Genomic DNA, 20,830 nt, shown 5'->3' on the forward strand with positions numbered 1-20,830 from the left:
GCAAATGCTAGTGACGGCAAACGACTTGCACGTTACTCGGCAAAGGAGCCGCCAGCTGCTTCAATCGCAGCGCGCGCACCCTTCGTCGCACCCAGACCCTTTACAACGATCTTGCGCTTCAGCTCGCCCGTCGCGATGATCTTGGCGCTCTTGATCAGCTCACCGACCAGGCCGGCTTGCTTCAAGGCCAGCAGATCGATTTCGTCGACCGGCAGCTTTTCCAGATCCGACAGACGCACTTCACCGACGAATTCCTTCGTCAGCGAGGTGAAGCCCCGCTTCGGCAGGCGACGTTGCAGCGGCATCTGACCGCCTTCGAAGCCAACCTTGTGGAAGCCGCCCGAACGCGACTTTTGACCCTTGTGACCACGGCCAGCCGTCTTGCCGAGGCCCGAACCGATACCACGACCCACGCGACGCTTTGCGTGCTTCGAGCCTTCGGCCGGCTTCAGGTTATTCAATTCCATTATCAACTCCTTGAGTCCGGGTCAGCCGCTTAGCTGATGACCTTAACGAGGTACGAAACCTTGTTGATCATGCCGCGCACAGCCGGCGTGTCTTGCAACTCGCTAACCGAGTTGAGTCGACGCAGGCCCAAGCCACGCACCGTAGCACGGTGCGTTTCGCGGGTCCCGATCAGGCTCTTGACGAGCTGAACCTTCACAGTTTTATCAGACATGGTGTCCACCTTTAGCCCAGAATTTCTTCGACGGACTTGCCACGCTTCGCCGCGATGTCGCCCGGCGTGGACTGCTTGCGCAGGCCGTCGAGCGTTGCACGAACGAGGTTGTACGGGTTCGTCGAACCGTGGCTCTTGGCCACCACATTCTGCACGCCCATCACGTCGAACACGGCGCGCATCGGACCGCCAGCGATCACGCCGGTACCGTCCTTCGCCGGAGCGAGGAGGACCATCGATGCGCCGTGCTTACCGTGCACTTCGTGTTGCAGGGTACCGTTCTTGAGCGGTACCTTGAACATGTTGCGGCGGGCCTGTTCCATCGCCTTCTGAACAGCGACCGGCACTTCCTTTGCCTTGCCCTTGCCCATACCGACGCGGCCATCACCGTCGCCAACCACGGTCAGTGCGGCAAAACCGAGAATCCGGCCGCCCTTCACAACCTTGGTCACGCGGTTGACCGAAATCATCTTTTCGCGCAGGCCGTCGTCGCGTTCGTCAGCCTGAACTTTCGCTTGCATCTTTGCCATGACGAATTCTTCCCTTAGAACTTGAGTCCGGCTTCGCGCGCCGCATCAGCCAGCGCTTTCACGCGGCCGTGGTAACGGAAACCCGAACGGTCGAAGGCGACGGATTCGATGCCGGCAGCCTTAGCCTTTTCTGCAATGCGCTTACCGATCAGCGTAGCAGCAGCGACGTTGCCGCCCTTGCCCGTTTGATCAGCCAGTTGAGCACGCACTTCGGCTTCGAGCGTCGACGCGCTGGCCAGCACCTTGGTGCCGCACGGCGAGAACACTTGCGCATAAATGTGCGTGTTCGTGCGATGCACGGCGAGACGCGCGACCTGCAGCTCAGCGATCTTGATACGCGTCTGACGAGCGCGGCGCAGGCGAGATTGAGTCTTATCCATGATTGCGCACCCTTACTTCTTCTTCGTTTCTTTGAGGATCACAACCTCGTTGGCGTAACGCACACCCTTGCCCTTGTAGGGCTCCGGGGGGCGATAGCCGCGCACTTCTGCAGCGACCTGGCCAACTTGTTGCTTATTGATCCCCTTGATCACGATTTCGGTTTGCGTCGGGGTTTCAGCCTTGACGCCTTCCGGCATCTGGTGCACCACGGGGTGCGAGAAACCCAGCGACAGGTTCAGCTTGTCGCCTTGCGCTTGTGCGCGGTAACCGACGCCAACCAGCGTCAGCTTGCGCTCGAAACCCTTCGTCACGCCGTTCACCATGTTCGCAACGAGTGCGCGCATCGTGCCCGACATCGCGTTCGCCTCACGGCTTTCGTCAACGGGCTCGAACTTCAGCGTGCCGTTGTCGTTCACCACTTTCACGAGGCGGTTTGCAGCTTGCGTAATCGTGCCCAGTGGACCCTTGACGGTGATGCGTTCGTCGCTCAGGGCCACTTCTGCGCCTTGCAGCGCGATCGGGCTTTTACCTACTCGAGACATGTTTCTCTCCTTTCGGCCTTAAGCGACGTAGCAGATGACTTCGCCGCCAACGCCCGTAGCGCGCGCCTTGCGGTCCGTCATCACGCCCTTCGGCGTCGACACGATTGCCACGCCGAGGCCATTCATGACCACGGGGATGTCGTTACGGCCGCGGTACACACGCAGACCAGGCTTCGAGACGCGTTCAATGCGCTCGATCACCGGACGGCCAGCGTAGTACTTCAACACGATGTTCAATTCCGACTTCGCACCTTCAGACTTCACTGCGAAATCGTCGATATAGCCTTCGTCCTTCAGGACCTGCGCGATCGCAACCTTCACTTTCGACGAGGGCATTTGCACCGAAACCTTCTCAACCATCTGCGCATTGCGGATGCGAGTCAGCATATCGGCGATAGGATCACTCATGCTCATTTACGTTTCTCCTATTACCAGCTCGCCTTGGTCAGGCCAGGGATCTCGCCGCGGAACGCGATTTCGCGAATCTTGTTACGCGCCAGCCCGAATTTACGGAACGTGCCACGTGGGCGACCAGTAATTGCGCAACGGTTGCGCTTACGGGTCGGATTAGAGTTGCGCGGCAGTTGTTGCAGTTCAAGACGGGCTGCGTAGTGCTCTTCGTCCGACTTGCTCATATCGCCAATGATCGCCTTCAACTCGTTACGCTTGGGAGCGTACTTTGCAGCGAGGCGAGCACGCTTCTTTTCACGTTCGATCAGTGCCAGTTTAGCCACGGTAACCTCAGTTTCTGAACGGGAACTTGAAGCTGGCGAGCAGAGCCTTTGCTTCGTCGTCGGTCTTCGCAGTCGTCGTGATGCTGATGTTCAGCCCACGCAGTGCGTCGATCTTGTCGTAGTCGATTTCGGGGAAAATGATCTGCTCTTTCACACCGATGTTGTAATTGCCGCGACCATCGAACGCACGACCCGAGACGCCACGGAAGTCACGCACACGGGGGAGCGCAACCGTCACGAAACGGTCCAGAAATTCGTACATCGCCTGACCACGCAATGTGACCATTGCACCGATCGGGTAGCCCTGACGGATCTTGAAGCCAGCGATTGCCTTGCGTGCCTTCGTGATCACCGGCTTCTGGCCTGCGATTTTCGTCAGGTCGCCAACGGCGTTTTCGATGATCTTCTTGTCAGCAACCGCTTCGCCAAGACCCATGTTCAGGGTGATCTTGGTGATGCGCGGCACTTCCATCACGGACTTGTAACCGAACTTCTCGATGAGGCCGGGTACAACCTTTTCTTTGTAAAACTCTTGCAAACGAGCCATTTTATTACTCCGCAGCGTCAGGCGCTCAGCTCAGCACCGGTCGTCTTAAGGAAACGGACTTTCTTGTCTCCTTCGACCTTGATGCCTACACGCGATGCCTTGCCATTCGCGTCGACCAATGCGACGTTCGAAATTTGCAGCGGCATCGTCTTGGCTTCCACGCCGCCCGTCGTACCCTTCATCGGGTTTGGCTTGACATGCTTCTTGACGAGGTTGATACCCTCGACCGTCACATGGTTCTCGCCAACGGACAGCACGATGCCGCGCTTGCCCTTGTCCTTGCCGGTGATGACGATAACTTCGTCACCTTTGCGAATCTTGTTCATCGCGACTCCTTACAGCACTTCCGGTGCCAGCGAAACGATCTTCATAAATCGTTCGCTACGCAACTCGCGCGTGACAGGCCCGAAAATACGGGTGCCAATAGGTTCGAGCTTGGCATTCAACAACACAGCGGCGTTGCCATCGAACTTGATCAGCGAACCGTCTTGACGACGAACGCCCTTGGCGGTGCGAACCACCACGGCGTTATAAATTTCGCCTTTCTTCACGCGCCCGCGCGGCGTTGCTTCTTTGACGGTCACCTTGATGATGTCGCCAATGCTGGCATAACGACGCTTCGAGCCGCCGAGCACCTTGATGCACATGACTTCACGCGCACCCGTGTTGTCGGCCACTTCAAGCCGAGTTTCGGTCTGGATCATGGTTTATCTTTCCCAACTTAATCCGGTCACACCACCATGGCGCACCCGGTCAGTCTTGGTCCCGTCAGCCAATCGGCTGCTTGGGTTAGAACAGCAGCGACGGCAAACGAAACCCGCCATCGCAATCCGGTGAATCCTTCGGAACAGACTGGCGCCTGAACCGCTTCCCCCACCAACTTCGCCCGCGACGGGGCTCCCACAAAGAGGGAAGACCGAGATTATAACAAATAATCCCGGTCTTGCAAGCGAAACTTACTGCGAACTCAACTACTTCTACAACTTGTTGCGTCAGATGACGCGAGCAGCCTCAACCAGGCGAGCCACAACCCAAGCTTTCGTCTTAGAAATCGGACGCGTTTCCTGGATTTCAACGAGGTCGCCCTCGTTGTACGTGTTCGCGTCGTCGTGCGCATGGTATTTCTTCGAACGCACAACGTACTTGCCGTAGATCGGGTGCTTCACGCGGTGCTCAACCAGCACGGTGACCGTCTTGTCCATCTTGTTGCTGACGACCTTGCCGACCAGCGTCCGCTTGAGCGAGGTTTTTACGCTATCGTTCATTTCTGGTTCGCCTTCTCAGTCAGGACGGTCCGCACACGCGCGATATCGCGACGAACCTTCTTCAGCTGGCTCGTGTTCGTGAGCTGCTGGGTCGCGAGTTGCATGCGCAGGCCGAATTGCGCCTTCAACAGGTCCGACAGCTCCTTGTTGAGCGCGGCCTGATCTTTCTGGTGAAGTTCGGAAGCCTTCATCATTTGCTCCTTAGGCGCCGAGCTGACGAACGATAACGGTCGTCTTGAGCGGCAGCTTCGCTGCAGCCAGACGGAACGCTTCGCGTGCCAGTTCTTCGGTTACGCCGTCCATTTCGTACAGCATCTTGCCCGGTTGAATCTCTGCGACGTAGTACTCAGGGTTACCTTTACCGTTACCCATACGTACTTCAGCCGGCTTGTGCGAGATCGGCTTGTCCGGGAAGATGCGGATCCAGATACGGCCACCACGCTTGATGTGACGGGTCATTGCACGACGCGCCGCTTCAATCTGGCGCGCGGTCAAACGACCACGACCGATAGCCTTCAGACCGTATTCACCGAACGACACCGCGTTGCCGCGGGTAGCGATGCCGGTGTTACGACCCTTCTGCTCTTTGCGATACTTTCTGCGTTTCGGTTGCAGCATCGTTATTCTCCAGTCTTCCCGTCACCGCCAGCACGACGGGGGGCGCCACGGCGTGCACCTGCCGGACCGCCACCTTCACCATCGCGACGCGGACGGCGATCACCACCCGGACGTGCGTTACGGCGCGGACGCTTTTCTTCGGCGACTTCTTCAACCACCGGTGCGTCGTTGCGGCCGAGCGTATCACCCTTGTAGACCCACACCTTCACGCCGATGATGCCGTACGTCGTCTTCGCTTCCGAAGTTGCGTAGTCGATGTCAGCGCGCAGCGTGTGAAGAGGTACGCGACCTTCGCGGTACCACTCCGTACGGGCAATTTCGATGCCATTCAGACGGCCAGCGCTCATGATCTTGATGCCTTGAGCACCCAGACGCATTGCGTTTTGCATCGCACGCTTCATCGCGCGGCGGAACATAATCCGGCGCTCGAGCTGTTGCGTGATCGAATCGGCGATCAGTTGCGCATCGGTTTCCGGCTTGCGGATTTCTTCGATGTTGACGTGGACCGGAACGCCCATGCGGCGTTGCAGTTCCGACTTCAGCAGTTCGATATCCTCGCCTTTCTTACCGATGACCACACCCGGACGCGAGCTGTAAATCGTGATGCGCGCGTTCTTCGCCGGACGCTCGATAACGACGCGACCAACCGAAGCGTTCTTCAGCTTCTTCTTCAGGTATTCACGAACACCGATGTCTTCCTGCAACATCGCCGCAAAATTGTTGTTGTTCGCGTACCAACGCGACGCCCAATTGCGGCTGACGGCCAAACGGAAGCCAGTCGGATGAATTTTCTGTCCCATCGTATGACCCCTTAGTTCCCGACCGTCACAGTGATGTGACAGGATTGCTTCTCAATGCGGTTACCACGGCCTTTAGCGCGCGCAGTAAAACGCTTGAGCGAGGCAGCCTTGTCGATGTAGATGCTCGTAATCTTGAGCTCATCGATATCGGCGCCTTCGTTGTGCTCCGCATTCGCGATCGCCGACAGCACGACCTTTTTCACGATTCCCGCAGCCTTCTTCGGCGAGAACGTCAGAACGTTCAGCGCCTTGTCGACCGGCAAACCGCGGATCTGGTCAGCCACAAGGCGCGTTTTCTGCGCCGAGATGCGGGCACCGCGATGAATTGCTTTCACTTCCATCATGAGCCCCTTATTTCTTAGCCTTCTTGTCGGCCGCGTGACCCTTGAACGTCCGGGTCAATGCGAACTCGCCAAGCTTGTGGCCGACCATGTTTTCCGAGATGTACACCGGAACGTGTTGACGGCCGTTGTGCACAGCAATCGTCAGACCGATGAAATCCGGCAGAATCGTGGAACGACGCGACCATGTCTTGATCGGCTTCTTGTCACGCGAAGCTGCAGCCGCCTCAACTTTCTTCAGCAAATGGGCGTCGCAGAACGGACCTTTTTTTACAGAACGTGCCATTGCCTACTCCTTAACGCTTGTGACGGCGCTGGACGATCATGCTCGTCGTGCGCTTGTTGCTGCGGGTACGATAACCCTTCGTCGGCGTGCCCCACGGGCTCACCGGGTCGCGACCTGCAGCCGTCTTGCCTTCACCACCACCGTGCGGGTGATCGACCGGGTTCATTGCAACGCCACGCACCGTCGGGCGGATACCGCGCCAGCGGTTTGCGCCAGCCTTACCGATTTGACGGAGGCTATGCTCTTCGTTGCCAACTTCACCAATCGTCGCGCGGCATTCAACGTGAACGCGGCGGATTTCACCGGAGCGCAGGCGGACCTGTGCGTAGATGCCTTCGCGAGCCAGCAGCATCGCCGACGTGCCAGCCGAACGCGCCATTTGCGCGCCCTTGCCCGGCAGCATTTCGATGCAATGGATCGTCGTACCGACCGGAATGTTGCGGATCGGTAGCGTGTTGCCTGCGCGGATCGGGGCTTCCGAACCGGACATCAACTGCTGGCCAACCGTCACACCCTTCGGAGCAATGATGTACTTGCGCTCGCCGTCTGCGTACAGAACCAGCGCGATGTTCGCGCTACGGTTCGGATCGTACTCAAGACGCTCGACCTTTGCCGCAATGCCGTCCTTATTGCGACGGAAATCGACGACACGGTAGTGATGCTTGTGACCACCGCCCTTATGGCGCGTGGTGATGTGGCCGTTGTTGTTACGGCCGGCGGTCGAAGACTGCGAATCGAGCAGCGGTGCGTACGGCTTGCCCTTATGCAGTTCCTTGTTAACCACCTTGACCATCGCACGGCGACCCGGCGAAGTCGGCTTAACTTTAACGATTGCCATGATTACTTGGCCTCCGCTTCAAAGTTGATTTCCTGACCGGGCTTCAGGCAGACGTAGGCCTTCTTCACGTCCTTGCGCTTGCCCATGAAGCGACCAAAGCGCTTTGCCTTGCCCTTCGAGACCAGCACATTGACGGAATCGACTTCCACCTTGAACATCAGCTCAACAGCGGCCTTCACTTCCTGCTTCGTGGCATCCGGCGCGACTTCGAACACAACCTGCTCGTTCTTGTCGGCCACCAGCGTCGCCTTTTCGGAGATCACCGGCGCGAGCAGGACCTGCATCAAACGATGATCGTTCTTGCGAATCTCGCTCATGACAGCAACTCCTCGATCTGGGCGACCGCAGCCTTCGTGATCAGGATCTTCTTGAAGTAGATCAGCGACAGCGGGTCGGCGTAACGCGGCTCGACAACTGCCACATGGGCGAGGTTGCGCGACGCGAGGTACAGGTTTTCGTCAACCGTGTCGGTAATCACCAGCACGGATTCGAGACCCATCGCCTTGAATTTTTCGGCCAGCAGCTTCGTCTTCGGCGCTTCGAGCGTCAGCTCGTCAACCACCGAGATGCGGCCTTCGCGAGCCAGCTGCGAGAAGATCGAGCAGAGACCTGCGCGATGCATCTTCTTGTTAACCTTGTGCGAAAAGTTTTCTTCCGGCGAATTCGGGAAGATACGGCCACCGCCGCGCCACAACGGGCTCGACGACATACCGGCACGGGCGCGACCCGTACCCTTTTGACGCCACGGCTTCTTGGTCGTGTGCTTGACTTGCTCACGATCCTTCTGCGCGCGGTTACCGCTACGTGCGTTAGCCTGGTAGGCCACCACAACCTGGTGAATCAGGGCTTCGTTGTAATCACGGCCGAACACGACGTCCGACGCGCTAACAGCTGCGCCTTCCTGACCATTGGCATTCAGGAGCTTAAGTTCCATTATTTCGCTCCTTTCACGGCGCGCGTCTTCACGGCCGGCGTCACGAAAACCTTGCCGCCCTTAGCACCCGGCACGGCACCCTTGACCAGCAACAGCTTGCGGTCGGCGTCGATACGAGCGATTTCGAGGTTTTGCACGGTTACCGTATCGTCACCCATGTGACCGGTCATGCGCTTACCCGGGAAAACACGACCCGGATCCTGCGCCATACCGATCGAACCCGGCACGTTGTGCGAGCGCGAGTTACCGTGCGATGCACGGCCAGATGCGAAGTTGTAACGCTTGATGGTACCGGCGTAGCCCTTACCGATCGACACGCCTTGCACGTCGACCTTCTGGCCCACTTCGAACAGGTCGGGACCCACGACGGCGCCGTTCGACAGCTCGGCAGCCTTAGCGGCATCAACCTGGAATTCTTTGAGGATTTCACCGGCTTGCACACCGGCTTTGGCGAGATGACCCGCCAGCGGCTTCGTCACGCGCGATGCACGGCGCGTACCGAATGCAACCTGCACGGCTGTGTAGCCGTCGGTTTCCACAGTCTTGATCTGCGTCACGCGGTTGTCGGACACGTCCAGAACGGTGACGGGAATCGAATCCCCTTCAGCCGTAAAGATACGGGTCATGCCAACCTTGCGACCTACGAGTCCAAGGCTCATCGTTTTCTCCATTCCCGACTGCGATTGGTCGGGGCTAATTTACAAAATGCCGGCGTTTTTCAAACCGAAACACGCCGACTTTTTTGCGCAAATGCGCGAAAAGCCCACTATTATAGCGAGGCTTTTCGTTTTCCGCAAGCAATCAATGACTTAGCGACGCCCGGCAGACCGGGCATCGCCGCAAAGCCTTATTGCAGCTTGATTTCCACGTCCACACCAGCCGGCAGATCGAGCTTCATCAGTGCGTCGACGGTCTTGTCCGTCGGATCGACGATGTCCATCAGGCGTTGGTGCGTGCGAATTTCGAGCTGGTCGCGCGACGTCTTGTTGACGTGCGGCGAACGCAGGATGTCGAAACGCTGAATGCGGGTCGGCAGGGGCACCGGACCACGAACGATTGCGCCAGTCCGCTTCGCCGTGTCGACGATCTCAGCTGCCGATTGATCGATCAGGCGATAGTCGAAAGCCTTCAGACGAATGCGGATTTTCTGGTTCTGCATGACAATTCCTTGGAAAGAGCGAGGCGATATTGCACCGCCAAATATAAAAAGAACGTAGGATCGGGCGCCCGCTGAGGGCGAGTACCCGATCCCGGGTACCATTTACTGCAACCTCGAACCCTCGATTTTACTCGAGAATCTTGGCAACGACACCTGCGCCGACGGTACGACCACCTTCGCGGATAGCGAAACGCAGACCTTCTTCCATCGCGATCGGGTTGATCAACTTCACCGTGATCGACACGTTGTCGCCCGGCATGACCATTTCCTTATCCTTCGGCAGCTCAATCGAGCCCGTCACGTCCGTCGTACGGAAGTAGAACTGCGGACGGTAGTTGTTGAAGAACGGCGTGTGACGACCGCCTTCGTCCTTGCTCAGCACGTACACTTCAGCCGTGAAGTGCGTGTGCGGGTTGATCGAACCCGGCTTCGCCAGAACCTGGCCACGCTCCACGTCTTCACGCTTCGTGCCGCGCAGCAGGATACCCACGTTGTCGCCTGCCTGACCCTGGTCCAGCAGCTTGCGGAACATTTCCACGCCCGTGCAGGTCGTCTTCACCGTCGGCTTGATACCGACAATTTCGATTTCCTCACCGACCTTCACCACGCCACGCTCAACGCGACCCGTCACCACCGTGCCACGACCCGAGATCGAGAACACGTCTTCCACCGGCATCAGGAACGCACCGTCAACTGCGCGCTCCGGCGTCGGGATGTACGTGTCCAGCGCGTCGGCCAGGTTCATGATTGCCACTTCACCCAGCTCGCCCTTGTCGCCTTCCAGCGCCAGCTTGGCCGAACCCTTGATGATCGGCGTATCGTCGCCCGGGAAGTCGTACTTCGACAGGAGTTCGCGAACTTCCATCTCGACCAGTTCCAGCAGCTCAGCGTCGTCCACCATGTCGCACTTGTTCAGGAACACGATGATGTACGGAACGCCAACCTGACGCGCCAGCAGGATGTGCTCACGCGTTTGCGGCATCGGGCCGTCAGCGGCCGAGCACACCAGGATTGCGCCGTCCATCTGTGCCGCGCCCGTGATCATGTTCTTCACATAGTCAGCGTGGCCCGGGCAGTCGACGTGTGCGTAGTGGCGGTTCGCCGTTTCGTACTCGACGTGCGCGGTGTTGATCGTGATGCCGCGCGCCTTTTCTTCCGGCGCCGCGTCGATCTGGTCATACGCCTTCGCTTCGCCGCCGAACTTCGCGGTCAGCACCGTCGTGATCGCTGCCGTCAGCGTGGTCTTGCCGTGGTCAACGTGACCGATCGTGCCGACGTTCACGTGCGGCTTGGTCCGTTCGAATTTACCTTTAGCCATGTTTCTCTTCTTTCAAAAAGTTAATCGTTGATTGACTTGCCGCGCGCTTACTTCGACTTCGCGTTGATGATTGCTTCCGACACGTTGCGCGGTGCTTCCGAGTAATGCTTGAACTCCATCGTGTACGTTGCACGACCTTGGCTCAGCGAACGCAGCGAAGTGGAGTAGCCGAACATTTCCGACAGCGGCACTTCGGCGCGAACGATCTTGCCACCGCCAATCATGTCTTCCATGCCCTGGACAATACCGCGACGGCCCGACAAATCGCCCATCACGTTGCCCATGTAGTCTTCCGGCGTTTCGACCTCCACAGCCATCATCGGTTCGAGGATGACCGGGTTCGCCTTGCGCATTGCTTCCTTGAACGCCATCGATCCGGCCATGCGGAACGCGTTTTCGTTCGAGTCAACATCGTGGTACGAACCGAACGTCAGGTGAACCTTCACGTCAACGACCGGGAAGCCTGCCAGCACGCCAGCCTTCAGCGTTTCCTGGATACCCTTGTCGACTGCCGGAATGTATTCACGCGGAATCACACCGCCCTTGATTTCGTCCAGGAACTCGTAGCCCTTGCCTTGTTCGTTCGGCTCGAGCGTGATGACCGCGTGGCCGTACTGGCCGCGACCACCCGACTGCTTGACGAACTTACCGTCAACGTCTTCCGCCTTGCCGCGGATCGTTTCGCGGTAGGCAACCTGCGGCTTGCCAACCGTTGCTTCGACGCCGAATTCACGCTTCATCCGGTCAACCAGAATTTCGAGGTGGAGCTCGCCCATGCCCGAAATAATGGTTTGACCCGATTCTTCGTCCGTTTGCACGCGGAACGACGGATCTTCCTGAGCCAGACGGTTCAGCGCCAGACCCATTTTCTCCTGGTCGGGCTTCGTCTTCGGCTCAACAGCCTGCGAAATCACCGGTTCCGGGAAAATCATGCGTTCCAGCACGATCGGGCTTTGCGGATCGCACAGCGTGTCGCCGGTCGTTGCATCCTTCAGGCCGACCGCAGCGGCGATGTCGCCCGCGCGCACTTCCTTGATTTCTTCGCGCTGGTTTGCGTGCATCTGCAGAATACGACCCAGACGTTCCTTCTTGTCCTTCGTCGCATTCAGCACCGTGTCGCCCGAATTCACCACACCCGAGTACACACGGAAGAAAATCAGCTGGCCGACGAACGGGTCGGTCATGATCTTGAATGCTAATGCCGAGAACTTTTCGTCGTCAGCAGCGCGGCGCTCACCCTTCTCACCGTTTTCCAGCTCGCCGGTAACCGGCGGGATGTCGATCGGCGACGGCAGGAAATCGAGCACGGCGTCCAGCATCCGTTGCACGCCCTTGTTCTTGAATGCCGTACCGCACAGCATCGGCTGAATTTCGCAAGCGATCGTACGGTCGCGCAGACCCTTGACGATTTCCTCTTCGGACAGTTCGCCCTCTTCGAGGTACTTGTTCATCAGTTCTTCGTTCGACTCAGCCGCAGCTTCGACCATCTTTTCGCGCCATTCGTTGCACGAGTCGACGAGTTCTGCCGGAATTTCTTCGTACGAGAACTTGGTGCCCTGGGACGCGTCGTCCCAAATGATCGCCTTCATCTTCAGCAGATCGACCACGCCCGTGAACGTTTCTTCAGCGCCGATAGGCACCACGACCGGAACCGGGTTGGCCTTCAGACGCAGCTTGAGCTGGTCGTAGACCTTGAAGAAGTTCGCGCCGGTACGGTCCATCTTGTTGATGAACGCGAGACGGGGAACCTTGTACTTGTTGGCCTGGCGCCACACGGTTTCCGACTGGGGCTGCACGCCGCCCACTGCACAGTAAACCATGCACGCACCGTCGAGCACGCGCATCGAGCGCTCGACTTCAATCGTGAAGTCAACGTGGCCCGGGGTGTCGATGATGTTGATACGGTGCTCAGCGCGGTCGCCGGCCATACCTTTCCAGAAGGCCGTGGTTGCAGCGGACGTGATGGTAATGCCGCGTTCCTGCTCCTGCTCCATCCAGTCCATGGTGGCAGCGCCGTCGTGAACTTCGCCAATCTTATGGTTCACGCCGGTGTAGAACAGAATGCGCTCGGTCGTCGTCGTTTTGCCGGCGTCGATGTGAGCGCTAATACCGATGTTGCGGTAGCGCTCGATAGGTGTCTTGCGAGCCACTTTGATCCTCTATGGGGATAACGCGATGCGAGAAATACCCATCGCGCTGTAACACAAACGGGCGAGGCGCTTTATAAGCGCACCCGCCCGGAATTTCTTGCCGATTTCTGCTGCTAACCCGGGGGTGGGAAAGCTTAGAAACGGAAGTGCGAGAACGCCTTGTTGGCTTCTGCCATCCGGTGAACTTCGTCGCGCTTCTTCATCGCGCCGCCACGGCCTTCGGCCGCTTCGGAGAGTTCACCTGCCAGGCGCAGGGCCATCGACTTCTCGCTACGCTTCTTCGCAGCCTCACGCAACCAACGCATCGCCAATGCCATACGACGCGACGGACGCACTTCAACCGGAACCTGATAGTTCGCACCACCAACGCGACGGCTCTTCACTTCGACCACCGGCTTCACGTTGTTGAGCGCTACCGTGAACACTTCCAGCGGGTCCTTGCCACCCTTGGTCTGGATCTGTTCAAAAGCGCCGTACACGATACGCTCGGCAACTGACTTCTTGCCGGAGAGCATCAGAACGTTCATGAACTTGGCTACATCTACGTTACCGAACTTCGGATCCGGCAACACTTCCCGCTTGGGGACTTCGCGACGACGCGGCATGTTTCTTCCTTTAACTTTTCAGTTGGAGCTGTGTTTAGCTCCGCGGCCACCAACTAACCCGATTCATCTCTAACGACTTACCAGCCTGGTCGGGTGACCACTTACTCGACAGCACCGGCGATTCCGGCACCACCGCTAATACCGCCCATGCAGGCGACCTGAAACTACTCGACCGGCTAATTACTTGCCAGCCTTGGCACGCTTTGCACCGTACTTCGAGCGAGCTTGCTTACGATCCTTGACGCCCTGGGTATCCAGCGAGCCGCGAACCATGTGGTAACGCACACCCGGCAAGTCTTTCACACGACCGCCGCGAATCAGCACGACCGAGTGTTCCTGCAGGTTGTGGCCTTCACCACCGATGTACGAAATGACTTCGAAGCCGTTCGTCAGGCGCACCTTGGCGACCTTACGAAGTGCCGAGTTCGGCTTCTTCGGCGTCGTGGTGTACACGCGAGTGCACACACCGCGACGCTGGGGGCAGTCCTGCAAAGCCGGGCTCTTGCTCTTCACTGTTTCCGAAGCGCGGCCTTTGCGAACCAGTTGATTGATGGTTGGCATTGTTTATTCCTGAAATTGAACAAAATCGACGCAAATCTTTCTGGGCAAAGCAGAACCGATTGCGCATCGAACTTCCGGATCCGATTGGCGCCGTGCGAACTGACCTTACACTCACCCCGCACAACGACATTCCAAGAACCGGAACCTAGCATGATATTCCGAAAATGCTAAGCGAGTCAACAGGTTGCAAGGGTTGACGCGCCTGGGGACCGGCAACGGCTAATCCGCGGTCACCACTTCCAGCAACTCCCAGCCGAAGCGGTCGAGTTTGCGTGCCCCCATGCCCGGAATACCGCGCAGGTCCTCGATCGAGCCAGGACCGTTGCGTGCAATTTCCGCCAGGGTGGCGTCGTGGAAGATCACGTACGCTGGCACGCCATCGGTCTTCGCCGTCTCTGTACGCCACGCGCGCAACCGGTCCCAGCGGGCCCGTTCTCGCGGACCCATGCCAATGGTCGGATCGGCGCGCTCGCTGGTGCGCCCGGAAGACTGGCGCGTACGCGTGGGTTTCACGTAGCGGCGCATGGTGACGTTCAGCTCGCTTTTGAGCACCGCCTTGCTCGCCTCGGTTAGCACCAGTGATCCGAACCCCTCGTGGTCAACCGTCAGATAACCGAAGGCCACGAGTTGACGGAAGATGGCGCGCCATTCCGGCTCGCCCAACGCGGCACCAATGCCGAAGGTGGTCAACTTCTCGTGCCCGCGTTGCAGAATTTTCTCGCTGCGATTGCCGCGCAGAATGTCGATCAGATGTCCGGCGCCAAAGTGGAATCCGCTCGCACGCTGCGCGCGGAACACGCAGGACAGCGCCATTTGCGCCTCGCGCGTCGCATCCCACGTGTCAGGCGGCTCGAGGCACGTGTCGCAATTGCCACACGGCTTGCTCGATTCGCCGAAATAATTGAGCAGGCGAACGCGGCGACACGTCGCCGCTTCGCACAAACCAAGCAGCGCATCGAGCTTGCCGGTCTGCACACGCTTGTGTGCGTCGTCGGCATCGGACTCGTCGATCATCTTGCGCTGCTGAACCACATCGCCAAGACCATACGCCATCCACGCGTTGGCCGGCATGCCGTCACGGCCGGCGCGGCCGGTTTCCTGGTAATAGCCTTCCACACTCTTCGGCAAATCGAGGTGAGCGACAAAGCGCACGTCCGGCTTGTCGATACCCATACCAAAGGCAATGGTTGCGCACATCACGATGCCTTCTTCGCGCTGAAACATCTCCTGATGTTTCTGGCGGATTTCGAACTCCATGCCCGCGTGGTAAGGCAGCGCACGCATGCCTTTCTCTTTGAGCCACTCCGCGGTTTCTTCCACCTTGCGACGCGACAGGCAATAAACCACGCCGGCATCGGTCGTGCCGTCGGGCCTCGTGTGCTCAGCGCGAATGAAGTCGAGCAGTTGCGAGCGAGCATTGTCCTTTTCGACGATGCGATAACGGATGTTCGGACGATCGAAACTGGACACGAACACGCGCGCATCGTCCAGCGCCAGCCGGTGGATGATCTCGTCACGCGTGATGTCGTCCGCCGTCGCGGTAAGGGCGATGCGCGGCACGTTTGGAAACCGTTCGTGCAACACCGACAGCTGAATATATTCGGGCCGGAAATCGTGCCCCCATTGCGATACGCAATGCGCTTCGTCGATGGCAAACAGGCCGATGCGCGTGCGCTCCAGCAGTTCCTGGAAGCGCGACGTCATCAACCGTTCCGGCGCGACGTACAAAAGATCGATCTCGCCCTCGCGCAACGCACGTTCCGTTGCAGCGGCTTCGGGGCCGGACAGTGTCGAATTCAGATACGCCGCCCGCACGCCGACTTCCTTGAGCGCGGCGACCTGATCCTGCATCAACGCAATCAAGGGCGACACCACAATGCCAGCGCCAAGCCCTGCTTCCCGCCGCACGAGAGACGGGATCTGGTAACACAGCGATTTCCCGCCGCCCGTCGGCATCAGCACAAGGCAATCCCCACCGCCGGCGACGTGCTCGACAATTTCGCCCTGCTGCCCTCGGAACGCGGGATAGCCGAATACTTCGTTGAGGATTTCAAGCGGACGGGACATGAATTTGAGAGAAGCAGCGTGATGCCGGTGACACGAATTTTACCAACGCATTCGCGTTGCGCCTGCGCTTTCCGTCAACGTTAGCCAATCGGCCTATCAATCCGTGAACGAACGCGCGAAAAAAGCGGCGCAAAAAAAAGCCGCTCAGTCGTGACTGAGCGGCCTCGCTAGCTGCTGAGCCCAAGCGGCTCACGCCGCCTGGATTGACGCAACTGAGCTTACTCGCCTGAGTGCTGCTGTTCGGCGGCCGGCGTTTCCGGCGTACCGAATTCGAACGACTCTTCCGCTGCGATCTGGTCGAAACGTTCGCGATCCGACAGTTCCTTGCTCTTGCGTGCCTTGTGGAACGCGAGACCCGTACCGGCCGGAATCAGACGGCCGACGATCACGTTTTCCTTCAGACCACGCAGATCGTCGCGCTTGCCCATAATCGCCGCTTCGGTCAGCACGCGAGTCGTTTCCTGGAACGACGCCGCAGAGATGAACGAATCGGTCGACAGCGACGCCTTCGTGATACCGAGCAACACGTTGTCGTAAGTCGCCGGGATCTTGTCTTCCGCAGCCATCCGGTCGTTTTCGTCGAGCATATCCGAGCGCTCGACCTGTTCGCCCATGATGAAGCGCGTGTCACCGTTGTCGACGATCTGCACACGACGCAGCATCTGACGGACGATCACTTCAATGTGCTTGTCATTGATCTTCACGCCCTGCAGACGATACACGTCCTGCACTTCGTCCACGATGTAGCGCGCCAGCGCTTCGACGCCCTGCAAACGCAGGATGTCGTGCGGATCAGCCGGCCCGTCGACAATCATTTCGCCCTTGTTGACGACCTGACCATCGTGCACCAGAACCTGCTTTTCCTTCGCGATCAGGAACTCGTGCTGATTGCCTTCGAGGTCCGTGATAACGAGACGCTGCTTGCCCTTCGTGTCCTTACCGAACGACGTCGTGCCCGTGACTTCCGCCAGAATGCCGGCGTCCTTCGGCGAGCGCGCTTCGAACAGTTCGGCCACACGCGGCAGACCACCGGTAATGTCACGCGTTTTTTGCGATTCAACCGGGATCCGTGCGAGCACTTCACCAACCTGCACTTGCTGACCGTCCTTCACGGTGATCAGAGCGCCAACCTGGAAGCCGATCTGCACCGAATGCTCGGTGTTCGGGATCTTGACTTCTTCGCCGGCTGCATCGAGCAGCTTGACTTGCGGACGCACCGTCTTCGACGCTTGCGAACCACGGCGCTTCACGTCGATCACGACCAGCGTCGAGAGACCCGTCACGTCGTCGATCTGCTTGGCAACCGTCACGCCTTCTTCGACGTTTTCGAACTTCACCGTACCACCGTACTCGGTGATGATCGGACGCGTCATCGGATCCCACGTCGCCAGTTGCGTGCCGGCCTTGATCTGCGCGCCGTCCAGTTGCAACAGCGTCGCGCCGTACGGCACCTTGTGACGTTCGCGCTCGCGACCGTGGTCGTCGGTGATCATCGCTTCGCCCGAACGCGAGATGACGATCTGCTCGCCCTTCGCATTCGTCACGTAACGCATCGTCGACGTGAAACGGACCGTACCATTCGACTTGGCTTCAACCGACGAAGCCACTGCCGCACGCGATGCCGCGCCGCCGATGTGGAACGTACGCATCGTCAGCTGCGTGCCCGGTTCGCCGATCGACTGAGCAGCGATCACGCCCACTGCCTCGCCGACGTTGACCGACGAGCCGCGGCCCAGGTCGCGGCCGTAGCAGGCTGCGCACAGACCGTAGCGCGTTTCGCAAGTCAGCGGCGTGCGCACGCGCACTTCGTCGATGCCGAGGCGTTCGATTTCTTCAACCGCATCTTCGTCGAGCAACGTGCCGGCTTCGTACAGCGTTTCCTGCGATTCCGGATTGACGACATCCGCCACCGCCACACGACCGAGGATCCGGTCACGCAGCGCTTCGACCACTTCACCGCCTTCGACCAACGCCTTCATGGCGACGCCGTTCGACGTACCGCAATCGTCTTCGACCACCACCAGATCCTGCGTCACGTCGACGAGACGACGCGTCAGGTAACCCGAGTTTGCCGTCTTCAGTGCCGTATCAGCCAGACCCTTACGTGCACCGTGGGTCGAGATGAAGTACTGCAACACGTTCAGGCCTTCGCGGAAGTTCGCCGTAATCGGCGTCTCGATGATCGAGCCGTCCGGCTTCGCCATCAGGCCACGCATACCGGCCAACTGACGAATCTGAACTGCGGAACCACGAGCACCCGAGTCGGCCATCATGTAGATGGAGTTGAACGACTCTTGACGCGTCTGATTGCCGTCGCGATCGACCACCGGCTCCGTCGACAGCTGTTCCATCATCGCCTTGCCGACCGCTTCCGACGTTGCCGACCAGATGTCGACCACGTTGTTGTAGCGCTCTTGCGATGTGACGAGACCCGACATGTACTGACGGTCGTATTCCTTCACCTTCTTCGCGGCGTCGCCGACGATGGTTTCCTTCTGCGGCGGCACGAGCATGTCGTCCACGCAGATCGAAATACCGGCGCGCGTTGCCAGACGGAAACCCGACTGCATCAACTGGTCGGCGAAAATCACCGTTTCACGCAGACCGCACTTGCGGAATGCGGTGTTGATCAGACGCGAAATTTCCTTCTTCTTCAGCGGCTTGTTCAGCACCGAGAACGGCAGGCCCGGCGGCAGAATTTCCGACAGGATCGAACGGCCGACGGTCGTCGCATACAGCGTGATCTTCGGCACGAATGCCGGCGCACCTTCCGACTTGTCTTCGTTGTGGACCATTTCGGTGATCCGAACGTTGACGCGCGAAGCCAGCTCGACTTCCTTGTTCTCGTACGCACGTAGCGCTTCCGAGACGCCCGTGAACGTCAGGCCTTCGCCCTTGCCGTTCACAGCTTCACGGGTCGCGTAATACAGGCCGAGCACGATATCCTGCGACGGCACGATCGACGGATCGCCGTTGGCCGGGAACAGGACGTTGTTCGACGCCAGCATCAGCGTACGCGCTTCCATCTGCGCTTCCAGCGACAGCGGCACGTGCACGGCCATCTGGTCACCGTCGAAGTCGGCGTTGAACGCCGCGCAAACGAGCGGGTGCAACTGGATTGCCTTACCTTCGATCAGCACCGGCTCGAAAGCCTGAATGCCAAGACGGTGCAGCGTCGGCGCACGGTTCAGCATGACCGGATGCTCGCGGATCACCTCTTCGAGGATGTCCCACACCACGGCGGTCTGGTTCTCGACTTCCTTCTTCGCAGCCTTGATGGTGGTAGCGACACCCATCACTTCGAGCTTGTTGAAGATGAACGGCTTGAACAGTTCGAGCGCCATCAGCTTCGGCAGACCGCACTGATGCAGCTTGAGCGTCGGGCCGACCACGATCACCGAACGGCCCGAGTAGTCCACGCGCTTACCGAGCAAGTTCTGACGGAAACGACCGCCCTTACCCTTGATCATGTCAGCGAGCGACTTCAGCGGACGCTTGTTCGCGCCGGTCATGGCCTTACCGCGGCGACCGTTATCGAGCAACGAATCGACGGCTTCCTGCAGCATCCGCTTTTCGTTGCGGACGATGATTTCAGGCGCCTTCAGTTCGAGCAGACGCTTCAACCGGTTGTTACGGTTGATCACGCGGCGATACAGGTCGTTCAGGTCCGACGTCGCGAAGCGGCCGCCGTCCAGCGGCACCAGCGGACGCAGTTCCGGCGGCAGCACCGGCAGCACTTCGAGCACCATCCAGTCAGGCTTGATGCCCGAACGCTGGAAAGCCTCGAGCACCTTCAGGCGCTTCGCGTACTTCTTGATCTTCGCTTCCGAACCCGTGTTCTTGAGTTCGGTGCGCAGCATCTCGACCTGCTCGTCGATGTTGATCGCGCGCAGCAGTTCGCGCACGCCTTCCGCGCCCATTTCGGCACGGAATTCGTCACCGTACTCTTCGACCTTGTTGTAGTAATCCTCTTCGGTCATGATCTGCCGCGCTTTCAGCGGCGTCATGCCCGGGTCGATCACCACGTACGCTTCGAAGTACAGCACGCGTTCGATGTCGCGCAGCGTCATGTCGAGCACCATGCCCAGACGCGACGGCAGCGACTTCAGGAACCAGATGTGCGCAACCGGCGAGGCCAGTTCAATGTGGCCCATCCGTTCGCGACGCACCTTCGCCAGCGTGACTTCAACGCCGCACTTTTCGCAGATCACGCCACGATGCTTCAGGCGCTTGTACTTACCGCACAGGCATTCGTAGTCCTTGATCGGCCCGAAAATCTTCGCGCAGAACAGACCATCACGTTCCGGCTTGAACGTCCGGTAGTTGATGGTTTCCGGCTTCTTCACTTCACCGAACGACCACGAACGGATCTTGTCCGGCGAGGCCAGACCGATCTTGATTGCGTCAAAAACTTCTTCTTGTTGGACTTGCTTGAATAGATCGAGCAGAGCTTTCATTGCCTTCTCTCCGTAGTC

27 protein-coding genes are annotated in these 20,830 nt (G+C 58.9%); all 27 read right to left on the bottom strand.

The genetic code is table 11. The annotated features are described in order from the left end of the window. Positions 1-32 precede the first annotated feature (32 nt). Positions 33-467 carry a 50S ribosomal protein L15 gene (gene rplO / locus P3T43_RS24840; protein WP_074301421.1) on the bottom strand — a complete coding sequence of 145 codons (435 nt, stop codon included), beginning with the start codon at positions 465-467 and terminating at the stop codon, positions 33-35. A 29-nt stretch (positions 468-496) separates the two neighbouring features. Then, positions 497-679 carry a 50S ribosomal protein L30 gene (gene rpmD / locus P3T43_RS24845; protein ID WP_007180126.1) on the bottom strand — a complete coding sequence of 61 codons (183 nt, stop codon included), beginning with the start codon at positions 677-679 and terminating at the stop codon, positions 497-499. An 11-nt stretch (positions 680-690) separates the two neighbouring features. Continuing rightward, positions 691-1,209: a 30S ribosomal protein S5 gene (gene rpsE / locus P3T43_RS24850; RefSeq protein ID WP_091019634.1), complete on the bottom strand. Its 519-nt coding sequence runs from the start codon at positions 1,207-1,209 to the stop codon at positions 691-693. A 14-nt stretch (positions 1,210-1,223) separates the two neighbouring features. Continuing rightward, positions 1,224-1,589, bottom strand: a complete 366-nt coding sequence (gene rplR, locus P3T43_RS24855; protein WP_006052218.1) for a 50S ribosomal protein L18 — start codon at positions 1,587-1,589, stop codon at positions 1,224-1,226. Between the two features lie 12 nt (positions 1,590-1,601). After that, positions 1,602-2,132, bottom strand: a complete 531-nt coding sequence (rplF, locus tag P3T43_RS24860; RefSeq protein WP_090695789.1) for a 50S ribosomal protein L6 — start codon at positions 2,130-2,132, stop codon at positions 1,602-1,604. Between the two features lie 18 nt (positions 2,133-2,150). Then, positions 2,151-2,546: a 30S ribosomal protein S8 gene (rpsH, locus tag P3T43_RS24865; RefSeq protein ID WP_074262699.1), complete on the bottom strand. Its 396-nt coding sequence runs from the start codon at positions 2,544-2,546 to the stop codon at positions 2,151-2,153. A 14-nt stretch (positions 2,547-2,560) separates the two neighbouring features. Continuing rightward, positions 2,561-2,866, bottom strand: coding sequence for a 30S ribosomal protein S14 (gene rpsN, locus P3T43_RS24870; RefSeq protein ID WP_074262700.1), 306 nt, complete (start codon positions 2,864-2,866; stop codon positions 2,561-2,563). Positions 2,867-2,873: 7 nt separating this feature from the next. After that, positions 2,874-3,413 carry a 50S ribosomal protein L5 gene (rplE, locus tag P3T43_RS24875; RefSeq protein WP_006052214.1) on the bottom strand — a complete coding sequence of 180 codons (540 nt, stop codon included), beginning with the start codon at positions 3,411-3,413 and terminating at the stop codon, positions 2,874-2,876. Positions 3,414-3,430: 17 nt separating this feature from the next. Then, the gene (rplX, locus tag P3T43_RS24880) at positions 3,431-3,739 is read right to left on the bottom strand and encodes a 50S ribosomal protein L24 (RefSeq protein ID WP_074262701.1); all 309 of its coding nucleotides are present in this window, start codon (positions 3,737-3,739) and stop codon (positions 3,431-3,433) included. 9 nt (positions 3,740-3,748) lie between these two features. Next, on the bottom strand, positions 3,749-4,117 hold the full coding sequence (rplN, locus tag P3T43_RS24885; RefSeq protein ID WP_006052212.1) for a 50S ribosomal protein L14: 369 nt from the start codon (positions 4,115-4,117) through the stop codon (positions 3,749-3,751). Positions 4,118-4,405: 288 nt separating this feature from the next. Next, the gene (gene rpsQ / locus P3T43_RS24890; protein WP_007180129.1) at positions 4,406-4,678 is read right to left on the bottom strand and encodes a 30S ribosomal protein S17; all 273 of its coding nucleotides are present in this window, start codon (positions 4,676-4,678) and stop codon (positions 4,406-4,408) included. Beyond that, the gene (rpmC, locus tag P3T43_RS24895) at positions 4,675-4,869 is read right to left on the bottom strand and encodes a 50S ribosomal protein L29 (protein ID WP_007180130.1); all 195 of its coding nucleotides are present in this window, start codon (positions 4,867-4,869) and stop codon (positions 4,675-4,677) included. Before rpmC ends, rpsQ begins: the two co-directional genes overlap by 4 nt. Before the next feature lie 10 nt (positions 4,870-4,879). Beyond that, positions 4,880-5,296, bottom strand: a complete 417-nt coding sequence (gene rplP, locus P3T43_RS24900) for a 50S ribosomal protein L16 (protein ID WP_074262702.1) — start codon at positions 5,294-5,296, stop codon at positions 4,880-4,882. Between the two features lie 2 nt (positions 5,297-5,298). Continuing rightward, positions 5,299-6,096, bottom strand: coding sequence for a 30S ribosomal protein S3 (gene rpsC, locus P3T43_RS24905; RefSeq protein ID WP_035554750.1), 798 nt, complete (start codon positions 6,094-6,096; stop codon positions 5,299-5,301). An 11-nt stretch (positions 6,097-6,107) separates the two neighbouring features. Next, positions 6,108-6,440, bottom strand: coding sequence for a 50S ribosomal protein L22 (rplV, locus tag P3T43_RS24910; protein ID WP_007180133.1), 333 nt, complete (start codon positions 6,438-6,440; stop codon positions 6,108-6,110). Positions 6,441-6,447: 7 nt separating this feature from the next. Further along, positions 6,448-6,723 (bottom strand): 30S ribosomal protein S19, encoded by a 276-nt coding sequence (rpsS, locus tag P3T43_RS24915; protein ID WP_004199273.1) that lies wholly within the window; start codon positions 6,721-6,723, stop codon positions 6,448-6,450. 10 nt (positions 6,724-6,733) lie between these two features. Next, the gene (gene rplB / locus P3T43_RS24920; RefSeq protein WP_429283691.1) at positions 6,734-7,561 is read right to left on the bottom strand and encodes a 50S ribosomal protein L2; all 828 of its coding nucleotides are present in this window, start codon (positions 7,559-7,561) and stop codon (positions 6,734-6,736) included. Positions 7,562-7,563: 2 nt separating this feature from the next. Beyond that, positions 7,564-7,878: a 50S ribosomal protein L23 gene (rplW, locus tag P3T43_RS24925; protein WP_074262705.1), complete on the bottom strand. Its 315-nt coding sequence runs from the start codon at positions 7,876-7,878 to the stop codon at positions 7,564-7,566. Beyond that, positions 7,875-8,495 (bottom strand): 50S ribosomal protein L4, encoded by a 621-nt coding sequence (gene rplD / locus P3T43_RS24930; RefSeq protein ID WP_074262706.1) that lies wholly within the window; start codon positions 8,493-8,495, stop codon positions 7,875-7,877. Before rplD ends, rplW begins: the two co-directional genes overlap by 4 nt. Next, positions 8,495-9,154 carry a 50S ribosomal protein L3 gene (gene rplC, locus P3T43_RS24935; protein WP_074262707.1) on the bottom strand — a complete coding sequence of 220 codons (660 nt, stop codon included), beginning with the start codon at positions 9,152-9,154 and terminating at the stop codon, positions 8,495-8,497. Before rplC ends, rplD begins: the two co-directional genes overlap by 1 nt. Positions 9,155-9,342: 188 nt before the next feature. Next, entirely contained in the window at positions 9,343-9,654 is a 312-nt protein-coding gene (rpsJ, locus tag P3T43_RS24940) for a 30S ribosomal protein S10 (RefSeq protein WP_006998489.1), read from the bottom strand. Between the two features lie 127 nt (positions 9,655-9,781). After that, on the bottom strand, positions 9,782-10,972 hold the full coding sequence (gene tuf / locus P3T43_RS24945; RefSeq protein ID WP_074262708.1) for an elongation factor Tu: 1,191 nt from the start codon (positions 10,970-10,972) through the stop codon (positions 9,782-9,784). Between the two features lie 47 nt (positions 10,973-11,019). Beyond that, complete coding sequence (gene fusA / locus P3T43_RS24950; protein WP_429283692.1) at positions 11,020-13,122, bottom strand: elongation factor G; 2,103 nt, start codon at positions 13,120-13,122, stop codon at positions 11,020-11,022. A gap of 134 nt (positions 13,123-13,256) precedes the next feature. Further along, entirely contained in the window at positions 13,257-13,727 is a 471-nt protein-coding gene (gene rpsG / locus P3T43_RS24955; RefSeq protein WP_006053291.1) for a 30S ribosomal protein S7, read from the bottom strand. Positions 13,728-13,907: 180 nt separating this feature from the next. Further along, the gene (rpsL, locus tag P3T43_RS24960) at positions 13,908-14,288 is read right to left on the bottom strand and encodes a 30S ribosomal protein S12 (protein WP_035935550.1); all 381 of its coding nucleotides are present in this window, start codon (positions 14,286-14,288) and stop codon (positions 13,908-13,910) included. A 219-nt stretch (positions 14,289-14,507) separates the two neighbouring features. After that, on the bottom strand, positions 14,508-16,355 hold the full coding sequence (gene recQ / locus P3T43_RS24965) for a DNA helicase RecQ (RefSeq protein WP_429283693.1): 1,848 nt from the start codon (positions 16,353-16,355) through the stop codon (positions 14,508-14,510). A 218-nt stretch (positions 16,356-16,573) separates the two neighbouring features. Beyond that, positions 16,574-20,812 carry a DNA-directed RNA polymerase subunit beta' gene (gene rpoC / locus P3T43_RS24970; protein ID WP_429283694.1) on the bottom strand — a complete coding sequence of 1,413 codons (4,239 nt, stop codon included), beginning with the start codon at positions 20,810-20,812 and terminating at the stop codon, positions 16,574-16,576. Between the last annotated feature and the right edge of the window lie 18 nt (positions 20,813-20,830).

Source organism: Paraburkholderia sp. GAS41 (assembly GCF_050436545.1).
In the GTDB taxonomy this organism is placed as follows: Bacteria; Pseudomonadota; Gammaproteobacteria; order Burkholderiales; family Burkholderiaceae; genus Paraburkholderia.